We start from the raw sequence: 20,063 nt of genomic DNA, 5'->3' as shown, positions 1-20,063 counted from the left end.
GGGGGGACAGAATTACTATTCATCGACTGACTTAATTGTTATTGTGCGCTGAACAATCAGAATACTGATTTCATAAAGCAAATACATTGGTATGGCTACTAATAGTAGTGTGAATATATCGGTAGTAGGCGTTATAATAGCCGATATTATCAACAAAACAGTGATTGCATGCCGCCGGTATTTTTTCATGAAAGAGGCTGACAAAAAACCGAGCTTTGCAAATAGCCAACACAGAATAGGAATCTCAAATACTAATCCCATCATAATGTTTAGCATCATGAATGTGTCGATATAAGAATGGAGTGATATCATGTTAATCACTTCGGTACTTACCTGATATGTTCCTAAAAAACGGAATGTTAACGGAAATATCAGAAAATAGCTAAGTAATACACCAAACAGGAACATAATATATCCGCACAGAACTACTCTTAAAGTATACTTTTTTTCGTTACTGTATAACGCTGGAGATATAAACTTAAATAATAAATACAGTATATAAGGGGATACACATAACGTTCCGGCATACATTGCAACTTTCATATGTATGAAAAACTGTTCGGCAAGGCCTGTATTGATTAATTGTACCGAAAAAGAATCTATTTCTCCATTTGATGATACAAAAAAGCTGCTGATATTCTGAAATACCGAATAAGTAATAAAATTGTCGTATTTAGGGGCAAGAACAATACAAAACAGGCACTCTTTAAAAAAGAATGCTATTACACCAAATATTATTATTGCAACTACTATTTTTATTAAAGAGCCCCGTAGTTCATCTAAATGCTCCCAAAATGTTTGAGATTTGGTTGGCATATATAAGAACTTAGTTGTTTTCGGTATTCTCTTTATCTATTGTTTCTGTTTGGCTTACTTGTTTAGTTTCGTTTTCGACTTCGTTTAAGCCATCTTTAAAGCTTTTAACTCCTTTGCCTATTCCTTTCATCAATTCGGGAATTTTCTTTCCACCAAAAAATAGTAACACTATTAGGGCAATAAAGAAAATTTCTTGCATTCCAAGTCCTCCAATAAATAATAAGTTTTTCATATTAGTTTTTTATTAAATGTTTGATAAATAAATAACCTCCGAATATCTGTAAAAGCATTCCGGGAATGCCTATACGGAAATCTTGTATAGCTATGTAAAAATTGTTGACTAATAACCATTCTGCCACAGTGCCTATAAGCTGGTAGGATAAAACCACCAATGCAAGGATAGGAATGGAAATACGTTTGAAATAATTTGCTGCTAAACCGGCAGACAACGCAAGCAAGCATGATTTTACCATGATAATAGGCAATACGTTTAGTGCGGGCATATGAAATAATAGATGATTTGTCAGAGGCGACAATATAGCAGTCAATAACCCCGCTTTCCATCCATATTTATAGGCGGCAATCAGTGTGAAAAAATAGATAGGAAGAAAAATTAATCCTCCTTTGGGTATCAGGTGTACCAGTTGCGGTAAGGCAATATTGCCTGCAACAAATAGTATCGTAATCAGATAAGTTCTGATGTTCTTGTAAGTAAGCGAGTAAAGGTTTATTACATTTGTAGCCATAGCTGTATTTAGTTTATTAAAAATTCAGATTTATGCCTCCGATAACTGTTGCGCATAGCATTGAATATCCGGTATTTATGTTGTTATGCAGTGCCAATAAATTTTCGCCTTTAACAGAAAGGTTGGTTATTTTGTTAAGCTGATAACTTTCTTTTACGTTTCTCATACAAAAATTTTCTTTTTCATCAGAGTTCGGGTTTACGTATTTTGCTTATAAACTCTTCGATTAATGGAAAAATGGTTTCAGCCGAAGTTATTTCATAACTTAGCTTTTCCAATGGACACCAGCCTGTTTTATCTCTGTTCTGAATGAAAGGAACTACATGCGTATAGTCGACTTTTATATCAGACTCATGCAGTAAAAGTAATGCTGAAGAACTAATTGTATCGGTATATAATCGACTGATGCCTCCCAAAATCATTAGCGCAGCAGCAGCTTTACCTACAACCTTGTCGGCTATACATGCATCTTTCAAAAAATAGGGTTTGCTTTTAAGCATGTCATATAAATCAGCTACTCCACGTTGTGAAAAAGTATGAATTTTGTCATTTTTTTTGACTACACACGAATAATTACCCTCATGTAATATTCTAATTATATCTTCCATTGTTTTTTAAAACTCAGCCTTTTGTTTCAACTGTTCTGTGTAATTGTCTATCTTGCGCATTTCGGCAGGAATATTAATCCGTTGGGGACAATGTGGTTTACATATTCCACATCCTATGCAGTGATTGGCCTGACGTAGTTTTGGTACACTGCGGTCGTATCCCACAAGAAATGCCTGACGTGCTTTTTTGTAATTCTCATCTTTAGAGCTTTTTAATCTTTGTCCTGCACTGATAATACGGTTATAATGCCCAAAGACTGCGGGGATGTCGATTCCGTACGGACAAGGCATACAATATTGACATTCGGTACATTGTATATAATCTGCATTCAATAAAATATCGGTAACTTTATCCAAAGTTTTATACTCCTGTTCATTTAAAGGAACAAGAGGCGCATACGCGCGAATATTTTCTTGCAAATGTTCCATATATACCATTCCACTCAGAACAGTTAATACATTTTTCGGAGTACCGGCATAACGAAATGCCCATTTTGCAGCAGAATCTTCGGGATGTACTTCCTTCATTATATTCAATGCCTGAGAGGGTACCCTCGAAAGACGGCCTCCCAAAAGAGGTTCCATTATTATGGCTGGTATATTTTTTTTCTCCAATTCTGTTAATAGATATTCTGCATTTGTATTGTTTCCGGTAGCATGCTTCCAGTCTACATAGTTTAGTTGTATCATGGCAAAGTCCAGATGTATGTCTTCTCTGGCCAACAGATAATCGAAAACAGCAATGTCTCCATGAAAAGAGAATCCGAGATTGCGTATGCGTCCTTCTTCGCGTTCCTTTAACAAAAAGTCCAACACTCCATTATCTATAAAACGGTCTTTGAAAGTATTCATTCCTCCGTTTCCGATAGTATGCAGTAAATAATAATCGATATAATCGACTTGTAAATCCTGAAGCGATTTTCTGTACATAGCGATAGCTCCTTCGCGCGAACGTACATTCCGATTATTATTCATGTTCGACATTTTTGTTGCAATGAAGTATTTATCTCGAGGGTGGCGTTTCAGAGCAGTTCCTGTAGCTTTTTCAGACCATCCCCTAATATATACCGGAGAAGTATCGAAATAATTGACACCATGAGCAATAGCATAATCGACCAGTTCGTTCACGGCATCCTGATCTATTTCGTCCTTACCTTCTTGATTTTTACGCAGAGGCCAACGCATGCATCCGTAGCCCAATAGTCCAACTTTGTCTCCCGTGTTGTGGTTGGTACGGTAAGTCATTTTATCTGTTGGTACTTCGCCTAATGAACCACCTTCGGCGGATACGGTATTGTCGGGCTTACATCCGTATAAAGCAGCTGCGGTAGTAATAGTACCTGCTCCTGCTAATTTCAGAAAACTTCTGCGGCTAATTTCTTTTTTATTTTTGTTCTCCATGTTCCAAAATCCTTTTTAAATCGAATGATGCCTTATATTTCCTTCTACATAGATTGCACTGAATGGACGTGCCGGACAAAGATATTCGCATGCTCCGCATCCGATACATAGGGAATTATCAACAACGGGTATTTTCAGCGAATTGTTAGATCCGGGATCTTTGCTTATTAGTGTAATAGCTCCTGTAGGGCAATGATACTCACAGTTATTGCATTGAACTTCATCGGTATTTACTACACAATTATCTTTAATCCAGACAGCCGTACCGATAGATATCGCGGATTTGTCTGCGGTTGTAATCGATTTAATTGCACCTGTGGGGCATACTTGTGAACATTTAGTGCACTCGGGGCGGCAATATCCTCGTTCGAAAGACATTTCGGGCTGCATCAGTGTCTCTAGTTTTGACGAAGGACGAAGAATGTTGTTCGGGCAAGCCGATACACAGAGTTGACACGATGTACAATGAATTTTCATGTGTTTTATGCCCAGAGCACCCGGTGGTACTACTGGAGTTTTCCTTTTCGGAACCTTTTTGTCTTCAATGTCGGCTACGCCTCCGTCTACTCTTATTTCCTGAGCTTTTATTGCATTAGTAACAGCAAATGCCGCAATTAACGAAAGAGCTCCACGGCGCGAAACCCCGCCATTGCTAGGTGTGGTGGGGGTAGTGGGTAAATTTATTTCAGGCTCTTTCTTTTTTTCTTTTTTACGGATGGTATATTTTATTGCTCCGGTTTTACATTTTTCGGTACAGTTAAAACAGGTTACACATCGGCTGTAATCGATATTTTTTGCTTTTGTGTCTATACACGATGCTTTACAATTACGTGCACATAATCCGCAACTGTTACATTTTTCGGTATTTATAGTTGGTCTGAATAAAGAGAATTTAGAAAGCAATCCTAATAATGTGCCAACAGGACATATTGTGTTACAATAGGTTCGTCCGTTGCGCCATGCAAGTATTGCTATTATAATGAGAGTTGCTGCTGTAATTCCGAATGTAATCCCGCTTTTTATCCATACATCAACAGAATAAAAAGTATAACTATCAACTCTTTCGGCAAAGTATGCTAAAATATTATTACACCAGTAATATAATGGAGCGAAAAAATTGGATGCTATGCGTCCGTAAGCTGCGTACGGATCGAGGAGGGAGGCAATTGCATTAGCCCCTGCTACCATTGATATTACAAATAGTATTAATACGCCGTATCGCAGCCACGATTTAGCGGGAGAATACCAGAATCGGCTTTTCTTCTTTTTTCTTCTAGCCGATATATTAGATATTCCATCCTGAAATATACCTAAAGGGCATATCACAGAACAGTAAATTCGTCCGAAAATTAAAGTCAGAAGAACAAGTGAAACTACAGCTATAGCATTGACCGCCAATATAGCCGGGATAAGCTGTATTCTGGCAAGCCATCCAAACCATTTGTGTAATGTTCCTGTAAAATCGAGAAACAATAATGTAATCAGCACGAAAAATAAAGCGGCAATTATTACTCTTATCTTCTTTGGCATGAAATAGTGTGTTTTTAGGTTTTATTCTTATTCTGTCATCCCGTTATGGCTGTACCCGGATAGTTTTATTAACCTGAGTACAGAGCTTTGCAAGGATCTCTTTTATAAGTATTTGGATTTGTTCATAAAAATAGCAGTTTTTATTAAAAATAAAAGGATACACTTCATATGCATCCTTACTTTTTCGTTTTTTTATAATTTAGAATAATATTGCAAGTCTAATTATGTAATATTTGAGTGTTATAATAGTTTTATATAATAGAGAAATGTTTCAGAGCATTCCATATTCCATTATCGTCTACCGAATTGGTAATATAAGAAGCGTATTGTTTTACTTCATCTTTTGCATTTCCCATAGCAACGCTGGTTGCTGCATGTTTCAGCATAGGTATATCATTGCCTCCATCGCCAAATGCCATTGTATCGGAAAGTGGAATGCCATAATAATCGAGCAATTTATCCATCCCTGTTTGTTTACTGTTGCCTTTTGCTATAATGTCGGTAAAAAGGGGATTCCATCTGGCTGCTTCGCAGTCGGGAAGAATATCTTTCATTACAAACTTTTCCTTCTCTTCGTCAACAAAAGCCATTAACTGAAATATTTCGTCTTCTATAATTTCTTCAAAACTTTTTATAGCAGGTAAAGGGAAGTTGAGCAACTTTACTATCTGTTTAACTTTATCGTCTATATAGTTTATATATACCCGGTCTTTTGTTGCGGCCATGCACGGAAATCTTTCACTTTCTATGTTTTGTTTAATGAGAGATTGAATATTGCTAACTGGAATTCTGCTTTTATAAATAATTTCTTTCTTGCCCGTCAAACAATATCCTCCATTCAATGTGATGAATGCATCAAATTCAATACCTCCCAAATTATCTATTGTTATAAATGGCCTGCCTGTTGCAATGAATACTTTTATACCTTTTTCTTTCAGTATGCTGATCGCTTCTATTGTAGATTGTGGAATGGTATGTGTGTTGAAGCTAACTAGTGTGCCATCGATGTCGAAAAATATTGCTCTTATCATTGTGCTATTTTAAATTATTTAGGTCAGCGTTGTCAATTACTTTTAATAAACAACCGGAATAATATGTTCATTTAAAGAAAGGATAAAAATCGATCATGTCTTTTTTTTCTTTATCGAATGAATATAATATAGGAGGATTATAAGAACTTGAACTTCCAGTTTCTTCCAATTGTATAATAGCTCCCGTAGCCAATACCTTTCGTTGAAAATTGCGTCTGTCTAATGTCTTATCCAGTATTATTTCGTATATTTTTCTCAAATCGCTCATTGTAAATTTTTCAGGAAGTAATTCATATCCCACAGGAAGGATTGAGAGCAACGATCTTATCATTTCGAGCGAAGTGTTTATTATATTTCTGTGGTCGGAATATAATTCAGGTAAGTTGTTTATATCGAACCATTTTGCTGTGTCTTCTTTTGTCGAGGATAGATTTACATCATCATATTTTACAAAAGCATAGTATCCTAAGCTCACAAATCTCTTTAAGAACCATTTATCGGTATCTTCTGTATGTCTCCCTTTGTCGGCGTTTTTTTCTATGTATTCGAGGTTTTGATCCATCTTTGTCCTGTGCGGATCGCTGAACAAATAAAATTGCTTCAGGTATATACCTGTCAACCCGGTACGTTCTGACAAAACTCTTGTAGCAGCTTGGTCCGAACTCTCAGTTTTAAACATAAAGCCTCCCGGTAATTGCCAGTATTTACTTATGTCAAATTTATTCAAAAGTATGCGAAGCTTTTTTTTATGAAAGCTTAGTATTACACAGTCGATGGAGAAGCCTGGATGAATGTTTTCGGCCGTGTAAGGATAGAATAAACCATTCTCGCTCATATTTTTATAAAACTTTCTGCTGTTAATGCTTGTTTCTTCTTAGAGTGTACAAAGATAGTAAAAACAAATATAACCATGACTCTATGTGCGTTAAAGTAACGCATTGTTTATGTTTAAAAACATGTATGCGTATTTTTAACGCAGTTTGTTGTGATTGATGAAGAATAAGTGATTAATTTGCGTCGTATTAACGCAGTAAAAAAGAATTGTCATGAAAAAATTATTGTTATCCATCGGATTTATATTATTAACAGTAAGTGGTTATTCACAAGGATCTAAAAATTATGAGATTATTGAGAATACTAACGGGCCTGCATTGGGCTATTCTCCTACCTCCGGCGTAAGAATACTTACAGTGGACGGACTAAAATTCAAAGATTTAAACAAAAACGGAAAATTAGACAAATACGAGGATTGGCGTTTGTCGGTAGATGAACGGGCGAAAGACCTCGCAACAAAGATGAGTACGGAACAAATTGCAGGATTGATGCTTTATAGTGGGCATCAGGCAGTTCCGTCTAACGAAGTTGGATTTGCGGCCGGAACTTACAATGGAAAACCATTTTCTCAAAGTGGAGCAAACCCTTGGGACTTGTCCGACGCACAGAAGAAATTTTTAAAGGACGATAACCTTCGGCATGTATTATTAGTGGGTGTTCAAAGCCCTGAAGTTGCAGCTAAATGGAATAATGTAATGCAAGCATGGGTAGAAAGTATTGGTTTAGGTATTCCCGCAAATAATAGTTCAGACCCTCGCCATTCGGGGCAAGTAACAGGGTCTACTGTTGCTGAATTTAATGCCGGAGCTGGAGGTGAAATATCTGTATGGCCTGATGGTTTGGGATTAGCTGCTACATTTGAACCCGAATTGGTAAGGAAATTCGGACATATTGCAGCGCAGGAGTATCGGGCGTTAGGTATAGGAACTGCATTGTCTCCTCAGATTGATCTTGCCACTGAACCCCGTTGGTATCGTGCCAGTATGACTTTTGGCGAAAGCCCAGAATTAGCAACCGATATGGCACGTGCATATATTGACGGTTTTCAAACGTCGACAGGAAAAGACGAGATAGCAAACGGATGGGGTTATAAGAGTGTGAATGCTATGGTTAAGCACTGGCCAAGTGGGGGGCCTGAAGAAGGTGGACGCGATGGACACTGGGCTTTCGGTAAATTTGCAGTATATCCCGGTAATAATTTCGAAACTCATCTGAAACCTTTTACAGAGGGTGCATTTAAGTTGGATGGAAATACAGGAATGGCTTCTGCCGTGATGCCTTATTATACTATCTCTTATAATCAGTCGAAGGATGGGACAAACCTTGCGAATGGATTCAGTAAATATATAGTGACCGATCTGTTGAGGGAAAAATACGGATATGACGGCGTTGTTTGTACCGACTGGATGATTACTGCCGATGAGCCTCAAAGTCCGGGCGATTTTGCCGGAAAACCTTGGGGTGTAGAAGCTAAAACGATAGCGGAAAGGCATTATATTGCACTTATGGCCGGTATGGATCAGTTTGGTGGTAATAACGAGATGGGACCTGTTATTGAAGCATATAAGATGGGGGTAAAAGAACATGGTAAAAAGTTTATGAGAAACAGATTTGAGCAATCGGCTGTTCGTCTCTTGAGAAATATATTCCGTTTGGGACTGTTCGAAAATCCATATCTGAATTCGGACGAAAGTGCAAAAATTGTAGGTAACCCTGAGTTTATGCAGGAAGGTTATAATGCACAGTTGAAATCGATTGTAATGTTGAAAAATAAAGAGAATGTACTGCCTATAAAAGAACGGAAGACGGTTTATATTCCCGAAGTGTATACTCCGTCTGTTAAGGACTGGTGGGGTAATTGGTCGAAACAATCGTTACAGGCTCCGGCTGATGTTGAACTTGTGAAAAAATACTATAATGTGACAGACGATCCAACGAAGGCAGATTTTGCGATAGTTTTCATATCGGGTCCGTATACTAATAACGATGGTGGCGGATATGATAAAAATGACAGAAAAGATGGCGGAAATGGTTATGTGCCCATCACATTACAATACGGAACTTATACTGCTGTAGATGCGCGGGAACAAAGTATTGCAGCCGGAGACCCTGTGGTAGACCCAACTATAACAAACCGTTCGTATAAAGGTAAAACGGTTACGGCATCTAACACGATGGATTTAAGAACAGTGTTGAATACCAGAGAAGTAATGGGGAATAAACCGGTAATAGTGGTTGTAAATATTTCCCGTGGGATGGTTTTTAATGAATTCGAAAATAAAGTAGATGGTATTTTAGCTCGTTTTTCGGTTGGAGAACAAGCAGTATTGGATATTATATCGGGTAAATATGAACCATCGGGATTACTTCCAATGCAAATGCCGGCAAACATGTCGACCGTAGAAAAGCAATACGAAGATGTACCGTTTGATATGGAATGTCATAAAGATACCGAAGGTAATATATACAATTTTGCATATGGACTGAACTGGAAGGGAGTGATAAAAGATGCCCGTACAGACAAATATGGAATTAGAAAATAAACTTAATTTTTTTACATCATGAAAAAGTATTTAATAAATATAGGATTATTAACTGCATTTACAGTTTTGGGTCTGAATGTGAATGCACAGGATAAGGCAAAAGCTGACACTACCCGCGTTGCAGGAAACGAACAGGGAGGCGACCGTAATGTGATGCTGAATGCGGCTTCGGCAAATGCAGGCCCACGTAATGTAAATATCGGGCTTCCTGCCAGTGTAGGAGGAACAACTGTATTGGAAAACGATCTGCCTGTGGTTTATTTCTTCTGGCCCGAAATGCCATATAAATCGTGGCGTATGGATGCAATGACAAATGGGGTCAAACTGTTGGACTTGGGTCAAACGGCTATAAATATAGGCGATGTAGGTTTTTCGGTAGGCACATACAATAATATGGGAACCGATAAGTTTAGCGGAAATGTGGGGATCAATTCAAATCATTTCGGGTTACTGAATGGTACAGCAAATATTAGCGGTCCTCTAACAAAAAGAGGATTAAAGTTTTCGCTGGGAGCATTTGTTAATTATGATCCGGGAACTTATAAAGTAAATAAAAATAATATTGATCGTTATTATAATGACCAAACCCAGTTGTATAAAGCCGCTCTTACTCAAGATTATAAGTTCTTAGGCGGATCGGGTTCTATTTCAGCATTCTATAAGTATGCAAATTCTAAGTCGATGACTATGCAACAATATGCACCTTACAAATACCATCTTGATGGGTCGGTATCCGAAATCGACGGATTTAAGATAGGGAGCGATAGTTATTTGGCAGGTCAGAAGTTTAATGTAAGAGATGCTAAAACAGGAGCGATTGTTGAACGTGACGCAATAGATGATTATGGTTCGGAAAGTCATACTTTCGATTTGATTGGGAAAAATACACTCGATAACGGATTGAAACTCAATTATATTGTGAGGTATCATACGGCTAAGTCGGGAATGTATTTGCCCATTATGACAGGTATTACAAAAACGGAACAAACATTTATAGATGCCAATGGTAACGAAAGGACAGCATATCTTCAAGGTGTAATGGCGTTGGCTTCAAAGAAAACTCCTATTACTTCTCTTACCAGCTTATTTGAAGTAGGTAAAAAATCTGGGAAGCATGAATGGAAAATCGGATTGAATCAATGGTTATACAATATTGACAAATTTACGACAGAAGGAGTTATATATAACCAAACAGTAGAAGCTAATCCTCAGGTTGTTCCTTATGATTTGGAAAATGGTACTTATCTGAATGAGTACCACAACGGAACTGAAAACAAGACGGCAATATTCCTTACAGATAAATGGGATATTGCAGATGTGTTGACTCTGAATCTGGGAGCCCGATTTGAATATCAAAGCTTGCGGGGAGATTATATCAATAAAAATGACATATTGGAAGGAATACCTTATTTGTCGAACAAGAAAACCAAAATTAATAAGGATTGGTTCAACAAAGCTTTTATGGTAAGCGGCGTATATAAAATGACCAAGAACTTCGGGTTGCTGGGTGAAGCTACTTACAATGAGCAGGCAGGACATTTGGAGAATTATTCGGCTGGTAATGAGCCTAACCTGAAAAAATCAAAAATACCCGGAGCAGGTATTGGTGTTTTCTATAACCATCCTCTTTTTAGTGTAGTATCTAAAGCAACCTACATCAAACGTGACGAGTATCGTTCTACTGTTAATTTTACCAGCTCGCAAGGCACTGTTTCCCGCCCTACAGTGTCGTACGATATAGAAACAATAGGATGGACTACTGATGTTGTTGCTACTCCTTTCAAAAACTTCAATCTGCATCTTTTACTAACATTACAGGCGCCTAAATACAAGAATTATTCGGGAACAGTAAACTTTGAAGGAGAAACTCCTGTCGATTATAATTTTAACGATAATACTGTAACCGGAGTATCGAAAGTTTTGATCGAAATAGATCCAAGTTATCAATGGAAAGATTTAAGAATATGGGCTAGTGCACGTTATTTTAGTAAAGAATATGCTAACCTTACAAATTCGCTCTATTTTAAGGGTAGATGGGAAACCTTCGCAGGAGCAAATTACTCATTGGGTAAGAATCTGGAATTTAGTGCTACAGTTGTAAATCTGTTGAATCAGCGGGGAGCGCAAGGAACTATTTCGGGAGCTGACTTATATACTAGCGAAGAAGCCGAAAAAATGGAAGGGGCTATATTGTCTGGTACATACATCCGTCCATTTACTGTGGAATTCGGAATGAAATATAGATTCTGATTTTAGAACAGTTTGATAAATAATTGTTAAAAACCTTCTGTAAAGTCATTATTTACAGGAGGTTTTTTTATACCTCAAAAGCTTTATCCTGATATTTCTCCCTGTAATTTTTAGGAGTAATACCCATTTCTTTATGAAAGGCTTTTGAAAAGTGAAATGGGTCGTAATAATTTAATCTGAAAGCTATTTCCTTTATTTTTAATTCCGAAAACTGTAAATAAGTACAGGCTCTTTGTATCTTTAACTGATTATAATATTCGATAGGAGAAAATGAGGTTCTTTGTACAAATAATGTATTAAAGTGCGAAGGTGAATACCCTATAGTATTAGCAATGTCTTCGACCAAGATTTTATTTTCCAGATTATCTTTCATAAATAAGATGCTTTTTTGAATAATGTCATCTTCTTTCAGTTTCTTTATCTCACGGTATTGGTATATATATTTTAAAGAAGCTAGAAAATGCATTAGGCAAAAGCTTGTGTATTCAAGATTCTCAGGGCTGTAGCCCATACTTAGGTTTTGGTATATTTCGTTGAATAATTGTATGCGATCTTGTATTCTACTTCTTTCCGAATGTTCTATATGGATAAGTTTACCCATGATCGACTTAAACATTTCGACATTATCTCCTTGAAAATGTAACCAATATATACTCCAAGGGTTTCTTTTATCTGCTCCGTAGGTATGAGGTTCATTTGCAGGAATAACGAAAAAGCTATTTTCTTTCAACTGGAACCGTTCGTTGTTATACTCTATCCAACCAGACCCTTTCTCACAATAAATAAAAATATTCTCCTTAGCTCCTTTATCTCGTTTTCGTAAGTGAAATTTAGCATCGGGATAATAGCCAATATGTGTAATATACATTTGTTTGGTAATATAATTCTCTTTCTGATATGTCCTTATATTGTAAGGAGTAACAATAGCTCTTTCACCCTTAAAGCCATCCGGTATAATATTTTCCATATTGAACTGATATGTCGATTTTGTGTGAAATTAGTTGTTTTTTACATGTTTTGCAAGGTATTTTACATTTTTATATCTTACCGAAATTCTACTTTTGTTTTATAAATCTAAACTTAATCAATAAATCATGAACGAACATAAAAAATCTTATCTGTTGCTCATCACATTTGTCTCGGCGATGGGCGGTCTTCTTTTCGGATACGACTGGGTAGTAATTGGAGGAGCCAAAATATTTTACGAACCATTTTTCGGGCTTGACGGATCGGCTGCAATGCGTGGCTGGGCTATGAGTAGTGCTTTGGTTGGATGCTTGGTTGGCGCCTTGTTGGCAGGCCTTTGGAGCGACAAGTATGGAAGAAAGAAAATGCTTATTCTTGCTGCCGTTTTGTTTTCGGTTTCGGCTTATGGTACCGGTGCTGTTGATAATTTTACATGGTTTATAGTTTATCGTATACTTGGTGGTTTTGGTATTGGAGTTGCCTCTAATATATCGCCTATATATATAGCAGAAGTTTCGCCTGCTTCGGTTCGTGGGCGTTTTGTCTCATTAAATCAGTTAACTATTGTTATAGGTATTTTAGCAGCTCAGATAGTTAACTGGCAAATAGGAGATTATTTTATGCCGGATAAAAGTTCTCTATCTGCCGATGGGGTGGAATGGGCATGGAGATGGATGTTTTGGGCTGAACTTGTTCCTGCTATACTGTTTTTTATATTGGCTTTTATTATACCGGAAAGTCCACGTTGGTTAGTCGCAAACCAGAAAAAAGATGCCGCCCGAAAAGTTTTTGCTAAGATAGGAGGGGATAAATATGCAGATAAAGAATTGAACGAAATTCTAATATCTTCTAATAATGAAGAAAAAACAGATTGGAAAGCCTTGTTTCGACCGAATGTTCGTCGGGTGTTGATTATAGGAATTGTATTGGCTGTTTTTCAGCAATGGTGCGGGATAAATGTAATATTCAATTATGCCCACGAAATATTTTCAGCAGCAGGCTATACCGTGTCTGATGTATTAATGAATATTGTTGTTACCGGAGTAACCAATCTCATATTTACTTTCGTTGCTATTTATACAGTAGACCGCTGGGGGCGTCGTGCTTTGATGTTTGTCGGATCGGCAGGACTGGCACTAATCTATATAACATTAGGTACTTTCTACTATTTCGAGATAACAGGGTTGCCTATGTTACTTCTGGTAGTGTTGGCTATAGCGTGTTATGCTATGTCATTGGCTCCAATAGTATGGGTAGTTTTATCTGAAATATTTCCGAACAGAATACGTGGCGCAGCTATGGCCGTATCAACATTCTTTTTATGGGTAGCGAGTTTCTTGCTTACCTATACTTTCCCTCTGTTGAACGAATCTTTGGGGGCTTCAGGTACTTTCTGGATATACGGAGGTATTTGTGTAGCAGGTTTTCTATTTATACGTTCGCAATTACCCGAAACTAAAGGTAAGTCGTTGGAAGAAATAGAAAAAGAACTTACAAAATGAACATATTCCTGAAAACAATCAGTCAATTATACACAAACTGAATATATGGTAATGTAAAAGACCATTTTATTGAAGAATTTCAGGAAGCTTGTTCTCTGTAAAAGGCAAAAGAATATCTAGATATAAACAAGAGTATAATACAATTAAAAAGATTATTTATTAAAAAGTTTCATGTAATGGAAAAGATAACCGCTTATCTAGTTCAATCTACCGTTAATGAAAAGGGTGTAGTTAAAGCATGGGAAGAAGACATTATGCTGCCTACATACGAAATCGGAGAGGAAGAGAAGAATCCGATATTTTTAGAAAAACGTGTTTATCAAGGCAGTTCGGGTGTTGTTTATCCCTATCCTGTTGTCGAAAAGGTGTCGGACGAAAAGATAGATAAGCAATATAGAGCTTTGTTTATCGAAAACGAGTACATTAAGGTTATGATATTGCCTGAGCTCGGAGGACGTATTCATATGGCTTACGATAAGGTAAAACAGCGTCATTTTGTTTATTATAATCAGGTTATAAAACCAGCCTTGGTTGGGCTTACCGGTCCTTGGATTTCGGGTGGTATCGAGTTTAATTGGCCTCAACATCATCGTCCAAGTACATTTCTTCCAACCGATTATGCAATTGAAAACAATACAGACGGAAGTGTTACTATATGGTGTAACGAGGTAGAGCGTATGTTTCGCACAAAAGGAATGCAGGGCTTTACTCTTTATCCGGGAAAAGCTTATATCGAAATCAATGTAAAGGTTTATAACCGTACAGCGTTTCCGCAAACATTTCTTTGGTGGGCAAATCCTGCTGTAGTTGTAAACGATGGATATCATTCGGTATTCCCGCCCGATGTACATGCCGTATTCGACCATGGTAAACGTGCTGTTTCTAATTTTCCGATAGCTACAGGCGAATATTACAAACAAGATTATTCTGCCGGAGTAGATATATCGAAATATAAGAATATTCCAGTTCCTACATCTTATATGGCTATCCAATCAAAGTTCGACTTTGTTGGTGGTTATGAAGAAGATGTAAAGGGAGGACTATTGCATGTTGCAAACCATAATGTATCGCCCGGTAAAAAGCAATGGACTTGGGGTAACGGCGATTTCGGACAGGCTTGGGATAGAAACTTGACAGACGAAGACGGACCATATATTGAGTTGATGACAGGTGTTTACACCGATAATCAACCGGATTTTACATGGTTGCAGCCTAACGAAGAAAAATCGTGGGTACAATACTTTATGCCTTACGCCGAAGTTGGTTATGTAAAGAATGCTAACAAAGATGCTATTGTTAATATTGATATAAAAGGCGATAAAGCAAAGATTATCCTTTATACTACATCCGAGTTTAAGGATCTTCGCATTATTTTGAAGAATACGGAAGGGAAGATTTATTTGGATGATTATACAAATACGTCACCATCGGAATACTATATTAAAGAAACAACAATTGGAGATATTCTGCCCGAAGATGTGATTTTTGAGTTATATACATCGGATGGAAAAGAATTATTGAAATATCAGGCAGATAAACCGGAAATTAAACCTACACCCGATCCGGCAAAAGCAGCGAAAGACCCCAAAGAAATTGCATCGATAGAGCAATTGTTTTTGACAGGGCTTCATCTAGAGCAATACCGGCATGCTACATATAACCCGATAGATTATTATATGGAAGCTTTAAGTCGTGAACCGGGAGATATTCGATGCAATAATGCAATGGGATTGCTTTTGATGCGCAGAGGACAATTTGCTAAAGCGGAACCGTTTTTACGCAAGGCAATAGAAACACAAATAGAACGAAGTCCTAATCCGTATGATGGCGAACCTCACTACAACTTGGGTTGGTGCTTGGATATGCAAGGTAAGAAAGATGAGGCTTACGAAGCGTTTTTTAAAGCGACATGGAATGCTGCATGGCAAGATTCGGCTTACTATGCTTTAGCCCGTATTGATGCGAGCAGAGAATTGTGGGAGGATGCATTAGATCGGGTCGATCGGAGTTTAATCAGAAACTGGCACAATCATAAAGCTCGTCAGTTGAAAACGTCGATTTTAAGAAAGTTAGGCAAAAAAGATGAAGCATTGGCTTTGATTGAGGATTCTTTGAAAATTGACAAGTTTAATATGGGGTGTCGCTTCGAAAAGTATTTGTTAACAAATGATTCTAATGATTTGGATAATCTAAAAACTTTGATGCGTGGAGCAACACATCCTTACATCGAATATGCTCTTGATTTTGCAGGTGCCGGATTATTTGAAGAAGCAAGTCAGTTATTATCGTACAGCATTGCCGATGAAAATGATGTTTATCCGATGGTATATTATGCGTTAGGTTATTTTGCTTCACAGGCAGGTAATGCGGCTAAGGCAAAAGAATACTATGAGCAAGCATCGAAGATGAATCCGGACAGATGTTTTCCTAATCGAATCGAAGAGGTTAATATTTTGCAGGATGCAATGATGGTTAACCCTTCCGATTCTTTAGCTCCGTACTATTTGGGTAACTTTTGGTATGCTTTCCGTCAATACGATGAGGCTAGAACTTGTTGGGAAAAATCGATGCGTCTAAACGACAAGTTTTCAACTGTGCTTCGGAATCTGGCATTGGCTTACTATAACAAATTTGATAAAAAACAAGAGGCTCGCCAATTATTGGAAAAAGCATTCAGCCTTGATATAACCGACTCTCGTCTATTCATGGAATTAGATCAGTTGTATAAAAAGATGGGTGTTTCGCAAGCTGAACGTTTGGCTTTAATGGAAAAGTACCCCAATCTGGTAGAAGAGCGCGATGACCTTTGTATAGAACGTATTACGCTATATAATCAGTTTGGTAAATTTGAAGAGGCTAAAAAGTTGATTGCATCACGCAAATTCCATCCATGGGAAGGCGGCGAAGGTAAAATAACTAAACAGTACACAGTTTGTCGTGTAGAGTTAGCTAAGCAAGCAATAGCTAATGAAAGGTATGATGAGGCTCTGATTCTTCTTCACGAAATAGACTTTTATCCTCATAATCTGGGAGAAGGTAAGCTGGCAAATGCAGAAGAGAATGATATCGATTATTATAAAGGTATAGCTTACAGAGGGGTAGGGGATAGTGAAAAAGCTACATTCTATCTGCAAAAAGCGACGGTAGGAGCTTCCGAACCTCAGCAGGCTTTCTTTTATAACGATCAACAACCGGATAAAATTTTCTATCAGGGTTTAGCTTGGGCTGCATTAGGTAATGCCGATAAAGCACATAGCCGCTTCAATAAATTAGTAGACCATGGAGAGAAGCATTTATTTGATAATTGTCGTATCGATTACTTTGCTGTATCGCTTCCTGATCTTGCAATCTGGGAAGATGATTTAAATATACGTAACCAAATACATTGCTATTATGTAATGGGATTAGGACATCTTGGGCTCGGAAATGTTAGTAAAGCAAAAGAATACTTACAGAAAGCATTGAGCTTGGATATTAATAATCTCGATATTAAGTATATTCTGAACGATGTTGATAATCAAAAGTAGATAGTAAAGCTTGCATATAGCTTAACTTAATGTGACAAAAGGGTGTGTCAAATGTAAACTTGACACACCCTTTAAAAATTCAACGCCTCCCCAAAACCTCAAATAAGTAAATCGGAGTAGTAGGGCTTATAAATACAAACACCCTGTTTGATTTGTTATACAAGTATAATTGTTAAGGTAATTTGCTATAAGTAACTTTGTTAGCCAATAAGGAAAATAACAGCATAAATGTGTAATGTCTTGTAATAAATGAAGATTAATGCACATTTATAGCTGACTAGTGAAGTTTTATACCTACATTTGACCCGTAAACAAACAAGTTTATTCTGTTCTTTATCTGCATTGCATTTTCTTAATATCTCTATTAAGTTTTTTCTCTTGTCGAAATCGATCTCTTTTAACTTTCTTGTTTATAATGATATTAACAAGTCGCGAAAGTGTGTTCCGCAATTATCGTGACATTATTTTGCAAATGAAATGAAATCATTTTTTATAGGTAATTTGGAAGTAAAACTTCCTGTTATTCAAGGTGGCATGGGCGTAGGAGTCTCCTTGTCGGGTTTAGCGTCGGCAGTAGCTAATGAAGGAGGTATAGGGGTTATATCGTGTGCCGGATTAGGGCTGATATATCATAAGTCTCCCGGCGACTATTTGAATAAGTGCATTTTAGGATTGAAAGAAGAAATAAAAAAAGCAAAAGAAAAAAGCAAAGGTATAATTGGTATAAACATTATGGTTGCATTAAGCAATTATACCGATATGGTAAAAACATCGATAGCCGAAAAAGTTGATGTTATTTTTGCCGGAGCTGGCTTGCCTTTCGATTTGCCTTCGTATTTAACAAAGGATAGTATAACAAAGTTAGTTCCCATAGTGTCTTCTTCACGGGCTGCAAAAATTATATGCGATAAATGGAAAAATAATTATGGCTATTTGCCCGATGCTATTGTTGTAGAAGGTCCCAAAGCCGGAGGACATTTGGGCTTTAAAGTAAACCAGCTCGAAGATGAACAATATTCATTAGAACAACTTATACCCGAAGTGGTAAGTATCGCGAATTTGTATAAGGACGAGAAAAATATTCCGGTTATTGCTGCAGGAGGAATTTCGACGGGAAAAGACGTACTTCGTTTTATCGAATTGGGTGCTTCTGGCGTGCAGATGGGTACTTCATTCATTACAACTACAGAATGTGATGCTTCCGATACATTTAAATATGTTTTTATAAATGCAAAGCAGGAAGATGTAAGAATTATACAAAGTCCAGTTGGAATGCCGGGTAGAGCTATTGATGGCGAATTTATTCAGAGTGTAGAAAAAGGTTTGGAAAAACCCAAAACATGTCCTTTCCATTGCATAAAAACCTGCGATTATACAAAAAGCCCTTATTGTATTGTTCAATGTCTCTATCAGGCGGCAAAAGGCAATATGAAGAAAGGCTATGCTTTTACAGGTATTAATGTACATTTATCTCAAAAAATATCGACAGTAAAAGAAGTTATATCTAATCTGAAGGCTGAATTTCTGAAAGCAAAACTTGAAAGTTAATTTGGTGTCAATGAATTGTAGATGAAAAAGTTAATAGCATATCCTCTTTCTGTTATTTATTATCTATTGTTTGGTAGTACTTTGGTCGTTTTTCATATCATTCAATGGATAAGTTTCAACCTGTTTGGTTATAAAGCTCATAAAAAAAGTGTAGATGCTTTATACTTTTTCCTGATAGCCAATACCCGTTTTTTAGGTACAAGTTATAGGGTTAAAGGATTGGATAAAATCCCGACAGATGCACCTCTCATTATAGCAAGCAATCATCAAAGCTTGTATGATATAACAACCATTGGGTGGTTTATGCGAAAAGTACATCCTAAATTTATCAGTAAAATTGAATTGGGTAAAGGAATCCCCAGTATATCATACAATCTGAATCATGGTGGATCGGTACTAATAAACAGAAAAGATCCTAAACAATCTTTATCTGCAATAAGGCAAATGGCAGAATACATAGAAAAATATAAGCGTGCAGTAGTAATATTCCCCGAAGGAACGAGAAGTAAAACTGGTAAGCCAAGGCCGTTTGCCGAAAACGGATTGAAAATTCTATGTAAATATGCAGCTTCAGCTTATATGGTTCCTGTTACAATTAACAACTCGTGGAAAATGACAAAATGGGGTTCTTTTCCTTTAGGTATAGGTAACAAACTTGAACTAATAATTCATGACCCTGTCTCTGTAAAGGATATGCCTTTTTCGGAGGTTTTTGAAAAAACCGAAAAAGCAGTAATTGAGGCTATCAATTGATAGCAAAA

The 20,063-nt window shown here is 37.1% G+C and carries 16 protein-coding genes; 6 read left to right on the top strand and 10 right to left on the bottom strand.

Annotated elements, in window-relative coordinates:
• Nucleotides 1-15: 15 nt before the first annotated feature.
• From tatC to D0T53_RS07795, 9 genes are all read right to left on the bottom strand, one after another.
• Entirely contained in the window at nt 16-816 is an 801-nt protein-coding gene (gene tatC / locus D0T53_RS07835) for a twin-arginine translocase subunit TatC (protein WP_163266564.1), read from the bottom strand.
• A gap of 10 nt (nt 817-826) precedes the next feature.
• The gene (locus D0T53_RS07830; RefSeq protein WP_185152982.1) at nt 827-1,048 is read right to left on the bottom strand and encodes a twin-arginine translocase TatA/TatE family subunit; all 222 of its coding nucleotides are present in this window, start codon (nt 1,046-1,048) and stop codon (nt 827-829) included.
• A 1-nt stretch (nt 1,049) separates the two neighbouring features.
• Nucleotides 1,050-1,562 (bottom strand): ECF transporter S component, encoded by a 513-nt coding sequence (locus D0T53_RS07825; protein ID WP_163266562.1) that lies wholly within the window; start codon nt 1,560-1,562, stop codon nt 1,050-1,052.
• 16 nt (nt 1,563-1,578) lie between these two features.
• Complete coding sequence (locus D0T53_RS07820) at nt 1,579-1,728, bottom strand: hypothetical protein (RefSeq protein ID WP_163266560.1); 150 nt, start codon at nt 1,726-1,728, stop codon at nt 1,579-1,581.
• A gap of 19 nt (nt 1,729-1,747) precedes the next feature.
• The gene (locus D0T53_RS07815; protein WP_163266558.1) at nt 1,748-2,170 is read right to left on the bottom strand and encodes a DUF1893 domain-containing protein; all 423 of its coding nucleotides are present in this window, start codon (nt 2,168-2,170) and stop codon (nt 1,748-1,750) included.
• A 6-nt stretch (nt 2,171-2,176) separates the two neighbouring features.
• Complete coding sequence (locus D0T53_RS07810; protein ID WP_163266556.1) at nt 2,177-3,571, bottom strand: aldo/keto reductase; 1,395 nt, start codon at nt 3,569-3,571, stop codon at nt 2,177-2,179.
• 15 nt (nt 3,572-3,586) lie between these two features.
• Nucleotides 3,587-5,101 carry a 4Fe-4S binding protein gene (locus tag D0T53_RS07805; protein WP_163266554.1) on the bottom strand — a complete coding sequence of 505 codons (1,515 nt, stop codon included), beginning with the start codon at nt 5,099-5,101 and terminating at the stop codon, nt 3,587-3,589.
• A 251-nt stretch (nt 5,102-5,352) separates the two neighbouring features.
• The gene (locus tag D0T53_RS07800; protein ID WP_163266552.1) at nt 5,353-6,132 is read right to left on the bottom strand and encodes a Cof-type HAD-IIB family hydrolase; all 780 of its coding nucleotides are present in this window, start codon (nt 6,130-6,132) and stop codon (nt 5,353-5,355) included.
• 67 nt (nt 6,133-6,199) lie between these two features.
• Nucleotides 6,200-6,967 (bottom strand): NUDIX domain-containing protein, encoded by a 768-nt coding sequence (locus D0T53_RS07795; RefSeq protein ID WP_163266550.1) that lies wholly within the window; start codon nt 6,965-6,967, stop codon nt 6,200-6,202.
• 211 nt (nt 6,968-7,178) lie between these two features.
• Here D0T53_RS07795 and D0T53_RS07790 point away from each other — a divergent pair, with 211 nt between their 5' ends.
• Complete coding sequence (locus D0T53_RS07790; RefSeq protein WP_185152981.1) at nt 7,179-9,509, top strand: glycoside hydrolase family 3 protein; 2,331 nt, start codon at nt 7,179-7,181, stop codon at nt 9,507-9,509.
• An 18-nt stretch (nt 9,510-9,527) separates the two neighbouring features.
• Nucleotides 9,528-11,759, top strand: coding sequence for a TonB-dependent receptor (locus tag D0T53_RS07785; protein ID WP_163266548.1), 2,232 nt, complete (start codon nt 9,528-9,530; stop codon nt 11,757-11,759).
• A gap of 67 nt (nt 11,760-11,826) precedes the next feature.
• On the opposite strand, the gene D0T53_RS07780 is transcribed toward D0T53_RS07785, so the two are convergent.
• Complete coding sequence (locus tag D0T53_RS07780; protein WP_163266546.1) at nt 11,827-12,726, bottom strand: AraC family transcriptional regulator; 900 nt, start codon at nt 12,724-12,726, stop codon at nt 11,827-11,829.
• A gap of 127 nt (nt 12,727-12,853) precedes the next feature.
• On the opposite strand from D0T53_RS07780, the gene D0T53_RS07775 reads away from it, so the two are divergent.
• The 4 genes from D0T53_RS07775 (at nt 12,854) to D0T53_RS07760 (ending at nt 20,055) form a co-directional block, all read left to right on the top strand.
• Nucleotides 12,854-14,227, top strand: coding sequence for a sugar porter family MFS transporter (locus tag D0T53_RS07775; protein ID WP_163266544.1), 1,374 nt, complete (start codon nt 12,854-12,856; stop codon nt 14,225-14,227).
• A gap of 176 nt (nt 14,228-14,403) precedes the next feature.
• Nucleotides 14,404-17,754, top strand: coding sequence for a DUF5107 domain-containing protein (locus D0T53_RS07770; RefSeq protein ID WP_163266542.1), 3,351 nt, complete (start codon nt 14,404-14,406; stop codon nt 17,752-17,754).
• Between the two features lie 477 nt (nt 17,755-18,231).
• The gene (locus D0T53_RS07765; protein WP_163266540.1) at nt 18,232-19,302 is read left to right on the top strand and encodes a nitronate monooxygenase family protein; all 1,071 of its coding nucleotides are present in this window, start codon (nt 18,232-18,234) and stop codon (nt 19,300-19,302) included.
• A gap of 21 nt (nt 19,303-19,323) precedes the next feature.
• Entirely contained in the window at nt 19,324-20,055 is a 732-nt protein-coding gene (locus tag D0T53_RS07760; protein WP_163266538.1) for a 1-acyl-sn-glycerol-3-phosphate acyltransferase, read from the top strand.
• The last annotated feature ends 8 nt before the right edge of the window (nt 20,056-20,063 follow it).

It is taken from the genome of Dysgonomonas sp. 216 (genome assembly GCF_010501065.1).
Taxonomy (GTDB): domain Bacteria; phylum Bacteroidota; class Bacteroidia; order Bacteroidales; family Dysgonomonadaceae; genus QVMM01.
The sequence above is the reverse complement of the archived record's forward strand: the minus strand, read 5'-3'. Positions and strand labels throughout refer to the sequence as shown.